A 9,915-nucleotide genomic window follows, 5' to 3' on the forward strand; every position below is an offset into this window, starting at 1 on the left:
GTTTCGCGGGTCAGCGAATGATGTTTTTCGACTTGGCTTCCTTGAGCCAGGACGGGAACTCAGCCATCAACTTGTCGTAGAGCTGTTCTTCGCTGATGTCGTGCAAGTCATCCAGCGCGAAGAAGCCACAGTTGTCGACCACGCGTCCGGTCAGGGTGTCGAGCTTTTCCAGGACGCCGTAGTTGGAGCCGCCAATGCCGACGAACTGCCAGAAAATCCCCAGGTTGGCCGCGTCCACCATCAGCTTGGTGATCTCGCGGTTTTTCGATACGCCGCCGTCACTGATGAAGATCACAAACATCGGCGTCTGGTCATTGGACTGCTGGAACGACGCCAACACCTTTTCAATGACTCGCGGTTCATCGTTGAAGCGACCGCCGACATTCCACTTTTTCCAGCCCTGGCTGTCGGTGTCGATGAAGCGCTCATAGTTGCGGAGTGTGACGGGGGAGAGTTGCAGTGGTTTCTCGGCGAATGCCCAGCAATCCAGTTCGCCATCTTCATCGAACGAAACGGCAAGCGGGATCACCCGGTCGAGCACTTCCTGTACCCGGCCACGGGAATACTGGCCGTTCATGGAACCGGTTGCGTCGAGCACCAGCACCACGCGGGCCTTGGTTTCAGTGAGATTGGCTTTTTCGAGGCTGACTTGAGCTTTCTTCGCCAGGCTGACCAATTTCGGCGCGGCGTCGCCAACACGTTTCTCCAGAGAGACTTTCGCCGGTATGGGTGACGCTTCCTCGGCAACCTCGCCGCCGAAGTGCTTGACCAGCGCATCCAGTCCCTCGGCATAGCCCTGAAGGTTGGCCGCGAGGCGCCACTCACCGTCCTTGCGATAAAGATCGGCGACCATGATCGCTTTTTCGCCGGTAAAGTCAGCACCCGAGAATGCGCAACTGGCAACCGACTCGCCGGTCGGGCTGATGACTTCGAAGCTGCTGGCGCGAATGTCTTTCATGGCGCCAGCGCCATCGATCGAGGCGGTAAACACCAAACGGTCGATAGACGCTGGAAGCGAATCCAGGTTGATCACGAACCGACCGCCATCGGCGATTCTGATACTGGCGCAAGGCGTGCTCGGCTGATTGAAAAAGACCATGTAGCGGTCATCCGAGAGCTTGCCTTGCGCATCGACGCCGAAGCAGACGAAGTCGATCACTTGCGCGGCGTCGATCCTGATCGAGAGCGTCAGTGCGCGTCCCTGAAGGATCTTTGATAACGGCAACCGTTGGCCCTGGCTGATCTGCATGTGTGACTTCCTTGAAAGTTTGAATTCGGTGCCTTTCGACGCGACGGGTAATCTGGCCGAAAAGCACGTCGAAATCAAATTGACCACCCCCTCCCGCGAGCATCAGTGCTTGAGCATCACAGCCGCCAGTGATCGATTTGCGGTTGTGCGAGTAAGTGCAGCTCTAGCAACATCTGGAAGCACACTCGCCCTGAGGTGTGCGGCACTTTCGAACTAGTCTGACGGCCTTATTGATCCGGATTACCCCTGTTTGGAGGCGGAACATGAACACCCGTGGATTGCTCGATCAACTGCTCAAGTCCGGCCAGGACATGTTGCAGAACAAGACTGGCGGCTCTCAGAACAAATCCTCTGCCGGTGGGCTCGGCGGCTTGCTTGGCGGGTCTGCCGGCAGCGGCGGCTTGGGTGGCCTGCTCTCCGGCGCCGGTGGCGGCGCATTGGCAGCCGGAGCCATGGGCCTGCTGCTCGGCAACAAGAAAGTACGCAAGGTCGGCGGCAAAGTCGCGATCTACGGCGGCCTCGCCGCGCTGGGCGTCATCGCCTACAAAGCCTACGGCAACTGGAACGCCCAACAGGGCAAGACCCCGCAGTCAGAACCACAGACCCTCGACCGCTTGCCACCCGCGCAAGTCGAACAACACAGCCAGGCCATCCTCAAGGCACTGGTCGCCGCCGCCAAAGCCGACGGCCACATCGACGACCGCGAACGTCAACTGATCGAAGGCGAATTCACCAAACTCGACAACGACGCAGAACTCAAGAACTGGCTGCACGCAGAACTCAACAAACCCCTCGACCCAACCGACGTCGCCCGTGCAGCGAGTACGCCGGAAATGGCGGCCGAGATGTACGTGGCGAGCGTGATGCTGGTGGATGAAGAGAACTTCATGGAGAAGAGCTATCTGGATGAACTGGCGCGGCAGTTGAAGCTCGAGCCGGGGTTGAAAGCAGAGCTGGAGAAGCAGGTGCGGCAGGCGTTGACCTAAAAACTTGTGGGGTGGCGGGGGCGTCGGTGGTTTGGACGCCTCCATCAGTCATGCTGCTTGTGCGCTGGTCTTCAGTTCCGCTTCTCGTTTGGCGATTGCTGCCTCCAACTCTGGTGAGCGTTTGGCCCACTGCTCGGGGGGCAACGGTTTGGACCATTCGACGATGGCTGGGTAGGTGAGTTCGGGCGGATGCGACAGCTTCAAATCCTGCAGTTTCTCTGCGAGATAGGTTCCCAGAATCGTGATGCAGAATATCCCCCATAAAGCAGTCAAAATATCTCCCTTGCGCAAATCGGTAATGATGGAACCGATCTGTGTTTCTTCATAGGGTGCAATGCCCACTCGGCTATCAGGCACAGCGTCCGGTCCGATCTCCATATAGCTACGAATGCACTCCCACAACGCCATGGCAGTGGTGCCACCGCCACAATTGAAACTGAGTGAAAAATGTCTGTTGTCCTCGCTTTCCTGCGGATCAGGGTTCTCAAAACCAATAACCAACAGGCCCATGGTGGCTTTACCGGCTTGGCTCACCGACGAGTGCTGGGTTGCCGCTGCTGTTACGCTTTCCCACGGGACTATCCAGTATTTTCCGCCTTCTTGCGGGATACATACCTCACGGCGCTGGCGGTTGAAGCGAATTGGCAAGGGCACGTCAAGGAACAGTCCTTGAATCACTAGCAAGATAGGGATTCCCACAAAGATTAGCCCTCCACCCCATATGAGAGGATCGGGCGTGATGTAACTTAACAGTGCAAATAACAGCACCATCGGCCAGATCACCATCACTGCTGAACCGATGCTGTAGCTACCTATATCTAGAAATGCGTCATTTTTGCGCCAAATGGTATTGAGCACGTCAGAGGGCTTTTCCCCGGTGGGAATTGGCAGTGGTGCTAAGTAGTCATTTCGCGAAAATATCCATTTATTTGTGGTGCCTGCCGGTGGCGTGCTCATGCGTTGTCCATTGTTTTCAAATAACCGAATTCCATGCATCGGTTGTACGCCGTTACAGACCTTCATCCAGTCAACTTGCTTGCTTGCTGCTGAGCAGTTATGCGGCTTGTTCGTTGCGCTCCAGCTCCGCGTCTCGTTTGGCGATGGCCGCCTCCAACTCTGGTGAGCGCTTGGCCCACTGCTCGGGCGGCAATGGTTTGGACCATTCGACGATGGCGGGGTAGGTGAGTTCGGGCGGATGCGACAGCTTCAAATCCTGCAGTTTCTCTGCGAGATAGGTTCCCAGAATCGTGATGCAGAATATTCCCCATAAAGCACTCAGAAGATCTCCCTTGCGCAAATCGGTAATGATTGAACCGATCTGTGTTTCTTCATAGGGTGCAATGCCCACTCGGCTATCAGGCACAGCGTCCGGCCCGATTTCCATATAGCTGCGGGTGCACTCCCACAACGCCATAGCCGTCGTACCGCCGCCACAGTTGAAACCGAGCGAAAAATGTTTGTTTTCTTCTTTTGCCTGCGGATCAGGGTTCTCAAAACCAATGATCAGCAAACCCATGGTGGCTTTGCCTGCCTGGCTTACTGAGGATTGTTGCGTTGCCGCTGCGGTTACGCTTTCCCACGGGACGATCCAGTATTCGCCGCCCTCTCGCGGGACGCACACCTCACGGCGCTGGCGGTTGAAGCGAATCGGTAAAGGCACATCGCGCAATAAACCTTGAACTACAAATATGGAAGGAATTCCAATGATGATGCCTCCGCCAATCAGAATAAAAACACTGAGGTCGGGTGATATATTTCTAAATACGAAAGCCAAAGACAAAAACAAGATGAGTGCTGGCCACATGGCCATTACCGCCGATCCAACGCTATAGTTGCCGATGTCGAGAAAACTTTCGTTCTTGCGCCAGATTGTATTGAGTACGTCTTGGGGTTTCTCCCCCGTGGGAATCGGTAGTGGTGATAAGTAATCGTTTTGCGAAAATATCCGTTTTTTCGTGGTGCCTGCTGGTGGTGTACTCATGCTTTGTCCTTCGGTTGCAAGTAAATTGCGCCGGGCTTGCCCTCAGCGAGCGGATAGCTTGGCACACGATCCAGTTCTGTTGTTGTATCGTCCCGTAAGGCAATCACACCGGAGTTGTCGCTCAGAGTAAATGCAACGCCACGTTCACCACCGATAAAATCAAAGCAAAGGGGACGGATCTATTTGTCTGCAGAAAAAAGTTATGAATGAAAATAAATCCGTCACCTTTATTGTTTTATATTTAGATAAGTAGTCGGTGTGATTATAAATTTTTCAATAATTACCATTGCCAATTCTTTTCTGTGTATATGGCGCTGCTTGGTAGTACTGCTTTTAAAGTGCTCAAGTAACGATCGAATGTAGCCGTTTCTTGAAAGCGTACTTCGAATCCCACCGATTGGTTGGTTCTATGGGTGATTATCATGAGTCTAGACCGATCTATAGTTACAAAATTATATTCCGCCCAAGGGGAGCTGCGCGAATTGGTTATTTTGTTTTTCCAGCCGAGAAGGGATTTTGCCGCTCCAAGAGCCATAGCTGCCGGGCCGATCATAAAGGCCAAGGAACCTGTATAAATCGCAACGCCTGAGAAAAATAATATTATAAAAATAGCGAGGCTTTTGAAAATGGTTCCGGAAGATTCTGGGTAGTGCCGATAATGTTCGACTTTTCCATGGTTCTCGGTGATTGAGTAATTGAATACTGTTTTTTGGCGTAATATAAATATGAAATAGATGGTCAGTGCGTACGAAAATATATACGCCGACAAAAGTCCAAGCGTATATTGTGGCAGGTTACTCCAAGTGATGGCCGTTACAAAAGTGTTCATTAGCGTCGCGCCAGCAAAGAGCCAGAGCTGTGCTTTCATGATTTCCTTAGGTGGAGATTTTATTGTTTTTGTCGACCATTCCATAAGGACGCGTTCATGTGCACTTGATTCTTCTTCAAAGGCTCTGCATGAAATCTGGTTGAATGAGTTGTCACTGGGTTTTGTCATGTTCGTATTATTCCGCTACGGCCAGGATCATCGCGCCTGTGCGACTAACAGATTTTACTTGAAGTTCTGTAATGCTCAGTCCGTCGACGGATGTGTTTCCTGCTTTGTCAAGCTCTAATTGGTAGAGGTAACCTTGGTCTTCAACGCCAGCTGCTAAAACGTTTGTAGGATACCAAATTTGCAATTCAATAAAGTCAGCACTTTTGTCAACCGGGATCCATGTCCGCCAGACGATGTCTTGGCCGGAGGCAGGCATTGGCGGAAAGCGCGCAGCGCGTACATCCGCAGTGTATGGTGAGTTTGTGTCTGTGCCAAACGCACTGGTGCTCGTAAATTGCCCTTTGTCCAGAAACGGATCTTGTACAGGATCATCCATTTTTCTAACAGGTAGCAGGGGTAGAATACGTTTGCTATCGATCACATTAAATTGGATTAGTTGACCGCGTACTGCACTTGGCAATCGAAGATGTACCCAAGCTCCATTCAGTATTTCTTCGTTTTGATAACCAAATCTTCCTCTGAATACGCGCTTGGTATCGAAAGTGCTCTTAACGTAAATCTGTGGGCTTAGTTGAATTTCCAGTAGAGCACGCTTTTCCTCCGCTTGGCCTTCAAGAGTAGACTGGTACTGCAACTCTTTTGAGTGCGACCAACAACATTTTCGCAACCACCAGCCCACACCGTCCGATTTGAAATAATTAAGTGCCAGCGTCGCTGCCAAATAGACAGCGCCGAGTACCAGCATCGCAACTGCAAACCAAGGATTCATGATTAATACAACCATGTCGCCTGCAAGTGTTACTCCTGTAAGTAACTGTGCAATGCCTGCGATTCCCATTCCAAATACGGCCAAGCCTTTCACCCACATTGCGGCCTTTTCCTCGGAACTTCTCGCGTTTCCATAATCGTCTTGGATATCCCATATCTCAAGAATTGTGGAAATGACCGCAAATGCCCCCATTGCGACCATTCTTCGGCTGAAAGCTCGGACAGTCGCTGCCCACGCGGTCTTGCCTTCTGCCGTCCAGAACGCTGCTGATCTGCTTAATATTCCGACTTCCACTTCGTCAATTAAAACCGGGGCTGCATTTTTTATCGTTTTCCAAGGAGTTTCGACGAAAACCGCCATCAACAAGTTGAAGCTGTATCCCAATCCATAGCTTATTTTGGCGACATCTTTTTTACTGAACTGGCCGTCTTTTGTAAGGTCGCGGTAAGTGAGGGCGGTATTTATAAAATTCAGCATCACTACGCCCCAAACTATTGCTCCTGCATTCAATCCCCATTTTTCGCTCCAGGCTTTGGCTTTTGCTTGCCAGTTTTTCACGACGTCTGCTCGGGATGAGGCAAATTTCTTGATTTCTTCTCTTAGCAGTTCCGCGTACTTGTTGTTTTGGTAGTCGAGTATTCCTGGCATGTTCAATTCATGCATTTGCAGCTTTGCTTCCTGCTGCTGCAGTACGCGAGCGAGATTCTTTCGTTTTCCAGGTCGGTCCGGATAGATCCACTGTTTACGGGTGTCAGCAATTTTTTTGTTCAGCAAGACCCATTCGTTTTTCCAGGTCTTGAGCTTTTCAGAAACTTTTACATCAATCGCTGGGCGATCTGGCGAGTTAATTAAAACTTGGCCGATCAATAGGTTTCTAATGAGAGCGCTGATGTTCTGGTTTTTCCCCAAGGCCATTCGACTATCCGATGGGATCAGTGCTATCAGAATGGATTCTGCAGTTGCTTTACCTTCTTTGCTCGCTAGTTCACGCAAAGCTTTGAACGTGTCTTGAACAGGCTTTTTCAATGCCTGCATCCAGGGCTTTTCAGCGAACCCCTCCTGATTCAGTACACTGTTAAATTCACCAACTCTCGTTGCAAGTGTGGTCATGTCACCCATGCCATTAAGCAAAAGATTGGCTTGAGTATCCAAAGCGTCTTTCAGAGCAGGTGAGAAACCATACCGAACAGTGCCGAAGAGACTTTCTGCATTAGCGTCTTCTTTGGCAAGCCAAATACTCGAGTTTGCGTCTTGACAGTATATTGAGAGGAGGTTAGCCACTGTCTCCTGGAGGTATAAAAGCTGTTTCGTGTTCGTAGTATCGATAAACAATCTTAGAGGGTCAGTGCCTACGTATTTGGCCAAGGCTTGAAAATCATTCTGGGTGTTATGAATGTTTTTAAGCAGAACTTCACCATCGCCTTGATAGGTCTGGATATAAGCATGGGCTCCATCAAGATCAATTTCGCGGCGCCATTTACTTCGATCAGACCAAACCTGATAGTCGGATTCCGTTGGGGACTGACCATATTTTGATTTGATTGCATCCGCCATTTCAATGGACTTGAAGCTTCCCGGCAATGTGATTGCCGTGTTAGTGCCACCCATTGCGCTAAGAACGGATTGAGTATTCTCATGCTCTCTTTGAGCATAATAAGCATCCAAATCCCGCTGGAACTCCCGTGTTTTCGACGCGTTCCCACGGATAGTTGCTGGCAGTTTGTCCGAGGCGATGCTTGCACCGCACAACGCCTCCACTGTTTGAGCAATCTGTATTTTATGTTCGTGTTTTTGCTTCCAGCCCTCATAAGCGGCTTGATCGGCAGCTAATTGCATGCCGATGTCATTCAAAATGGCTATTGGGTCATCAAGAACAATGGCAAGAGCACTTTCTTTGTCAGGTACACTACCTGTCCAATAAGTGTCAGCTGCCAATGTGCTGAAAATCGGTTTGCCGTTTGATTTGCCTTCGGTCGCGTAGGGTGGAATGGCTGAGTCAGCAAGTCGTTTATCGGAAATTACTGCTCCCTTATCAACATCGGCAACTGCGTCAGCAATCGACACCAGAGGTAAGGTTTCAGCCGCTGACATGCTGATGCAATAGCTCGACAGGTCGAGGGCTTTCATCCACTGTTTACGGCTGCCAGGATTTGATCTCATATGCTCGCATACACGCCAGGTCCACTGAACCGGAGAGTAGGCAATATGCAGCTTGCTCTTACGCGGATATATCAGATGGCTTTTGCTTTCTCCGGAGGCTTTACGCTCGTCGTTACCGGTGTCAGCGTCACTCAGTTGTACCCGAGTTAATACACCGCGACTGGCGGATAACTCGTATTCGTGAAAGGTTTTCGCGGTTTCGTCGTAAACGTAGACATAACCGTCGTATAGCTGGCGCAAAGTGTAGTTACGTGTTTTCAGTGCAGGTAGTACAGCCCACTTGCCAGACTTCATTAATGGCTTAAGCTTTGCTGGGTTCTCATCGTACCGGGAGCGATCCAACGCATAACGCATCGGAACGATTGCTACATCGGGACCGTTCAGAGGGCAGCCGCCGGTGGCTTTGGCCGGAGTCGTCGGGAAGGACGCATTGCGCTGTTGTTGGAGTGTTCCGTTTTTGTCAGCCATTTGCAGTGTCCTTTGCTTCCAGCCTTTGGTGGCGATAATCATCCAGTGCTTCGATACGTAATTCGGGTGCGAGGCGCCCATTTTCGGGGTTCTGGGTCAACCATTCCTGGTACGGGCTATCAAGGCGTTCGGCGAAGTCTCGTCCCCAATCAACGCAGGTTTCTGCCCATGTTACCAATCCTCGCTCACTGACCAGTCCCCAGGCAGTGCCACTTTCTAAAACATGCTCAAGCCACCATTCCGTTTGATTGCTGTTCAACAGGGAAAAGGTTGCGCGATTCCGGGTCTCCAACCACGCATATAGGCGCTCTTTGAACTGCCACCTATATGCAAGTTCAAGTGCTGTGAGTTGTTGTTCTCCAAGCAGGGCAAAATTTTTGTCACGAGTTTCTTTTGACAGTGGGCATGCGAACGATTCAATTGGTGAGGCGCTCTCAGGCTGCCAAGTATGGATCGGCGTCTTCACCCATATCGTTTCGATCGGCCCCAATATGTGACTGAGATGTTCGGACCCGTAGCTGGAGAGCCAGTGGTACGTGACTATAGGGTCTGCAAAACGTAGCAGGCCGCTGTTGCCGTTCACATCTGGTGGGCAGATAAAGTGTCGAAGATGATCTGCGACGTCACTGAGTGAGGCTCGACTGAACAATGAGCAGGAGTCCAAATGAGACAGATGGTTTTGCTGCCAGTCTTGGAGAATTGAGGAGCCACATTGTGGCTTGACCAAGATGGGCCCTAAATCGTTCAGTTCAGTCCAGCGAGTTCCCACGTACAACGGTTCAATTTCTAACGGTTCGCCGAGCTGATACAGACTGGCGATTGCGTTGGGACGCAATACGCCGTCGATCAACAGGAAGTTGGCGTTGGATGCATTACTCACTTTGCGGCTTCCTTCGCAGCTTCAGCGGCGGCTTTTTCACAAATTTCACAACGCGGAGTTCCTCGCATCAACGCCTGCCGCTGCGCCGGCACCAACACCTGCCCAGCCTTATCCGCATCCGCCTGCTTCAACGGCCCCGGCAACAACGGTGCCGCGCCCGTGCCGCTTCCCGGTCCACCCCCAGAGTTGATGTTGATCACCGGCCCGCTCATGGTCACGCCGCCGCTGTCGATCTTGATGAAGCTCCCCCCGCCGATCAGCGTCAGCTCTGCGCCGGCTTCCATCACCACTTTCATGCCGCTGCTGAGGTGGATTTCCTGACCGGCGTCGATGAACTGCCCGGTGCCGATTTTCACGTGCTGATTCACACCCACCGTCAGGTGATCACTGGCCTGCGCTTCGACCTTGCGATCGGCATAAACGGT

General features: G+C 51.6%; 7 protein-coding genes and 1 pseudogene. 1 reads left to right on the plus strand and 7 read right to left on the minus strand.

The genetic code is table 11. The annotated features are described in order from the left end of the window. Positions 1-10 precede the first annotated feature (10 nt). Complete coding sequence (locus tag ACP7EE_RS26225; RefSeq protein WP_426237835.1) at positions 11-1,249, minus strand: VWA domain-containing protein; 1,239 nt, start codon at positions 1,247-1,249, stop codon at positions 11-13. Between the two features lie 263 nt (positions 1,250-1,512). On the opposite strand from ACP7EE_RS26225, the gene ACP7EE_RS26230 reads away from it, so the two are divergent. Further along, positions 1,513-2,235, plus strand: coding sequence for a tellurite resistance TerB family protein (locus ACP7EE_RS26230; protein WP_426237837.1), 723 nt, complete (start codon positions 1,513-1,515; stop codon positions 2,233-2,235). 48 nt (positions 2,236-2,283) lie between these two features. On the opposite strand, the gene ACP7EE_RS26235 is transcribed toward ACP7EE_RS26230, so the two are convergent. From ACP7EE_RS26235 to ACP7EE_RS26260, 6 genes and pseudogenes are all read right to left on the minus strand, one after another. After that, complete coding sequence (locus tag ACP7EE_RS26235; protein ID WP_426237839.1) at positions 2,284-3,192, minus strand: hypothetical protein; 909 nt, start codon at positions 3,190-3,192, stop codon at positions 2,284-2,286. Positions 3,193-3,289: 97 nt separating this feature from the next. After that, positions 3,290-4,216 carry a hypothetical protein gene (locus ACP7EE_RS26240; RefSeq protein ID WP_426237841.1) on the minus strand — a complete coding sequence of 309 codons (927 nt, stop codon included), beginning with the start codon at positions 4,214-4,216 and terminating at the stop codon, positions 3,290-3,292. 280 nt (positions 4,217-4,496) lie between these two features. After that, entirely contained in the window at positions 4,497-5,213 is a 717-nt protein-coding gene (locus tag ACP7EE_RS26245) for a permease (protein WP_426237843.1), read from the minus strand. A 7-nt stretch (positions 5,214-5,220) separates the two neighbouring features. Beyond that, positions 5,221-8,610, minus strand: coding sequence for a T6SS effector BTH_I2691 family protein (locus ACP7EE_RS26250; RefSeq protein WP_426237847.1), 3,390 nt, complete (start codon positions 8,608-8,610; stop codon positions 5,221-5,223). Continuing rightward, positions 8,603-9,490 carry a DUF4123 domain-containing protein gene (locus ACP7EE_RS26255; RefSeq protein ID WP_426237845.1) on the minus strand — a complete coding sequence of 296 codons (888 nt, stop codon included), beginning with the start codon at positions 9,488-9,490 and terminating at the stop codon, positions 8,603-8,605. The genes ACP7EE_RS26250 and ACP7EE_RS26255 overlap by 8 nt, the downstream gene beginning before the upstream one ends. Next, positions 9,487-9,915: pseudogene (locus ACP7EE_RS26260) on the minus strand (type VI secretion system tip protein VgrG); the annotation flags it as partial. The gene ACP7EE_RS26255 and the pseudogene ACP7EE_RS26260, both read right to left, overlap by 4 nt.

Origin of the sequence: Pseudomonas sp. TWP3-2, assembly GCF_049897765.1 — a bacterium.
GTDB lineage: Bacteria > Pseudomonadota > Gammaproteobacteria > Pseudomonadales > Pseudomonadaceae > Aquipseudomonas.

Excerpts from the sequence above, each read along its gene's own strand:
- ACP7EE_RS26225 (WP_426237835.1), bottom strand. The coding sequence starts at position 1,249 with ATGCAGATCAGCCAGGGCCAACGGTTGCCGTTATCAAAGATCCTTCAG.
- ACP7EE_RS26230 (WP_426237837.1), top strand. The coding sequence starts at position 1,513 with ATGAACACCCGTGGATTGCTCGATCAACTGCTCAAGTCCGGCCAGGAC.
- ACP7EE_RS26235 (WP_426237839.1), bottom strand. The coding sequence starts at position 3,192 with ATGAGCACGCCACCGGCAGGCACCACAAATAAATGGATATTTTCGCGA.
- ACP7EE_RS26240 (WP_426237841.1), bottom strand. The coding sequence starts at position 4,216 with ATGAGTACACCACCAGCAGGCACCACGAAAAAACGGATATTTTCGCAA.
- ACP7EE_RS26245 (WP_426237843.1), bottom strand. The coding sequence starts at position 5,213 with ATGACAAAACCCAGTGACAACTCATTCAACCAGATTTCATGCAGAGCC.
- ACP7EE_RS26250 (WP_426237847.1), bottom strand. The coding sequence starts at position 8,610 with ATGGCTGACAAAAACGGAACACTCCAACAACAGCGCAATGCGTCCTTC.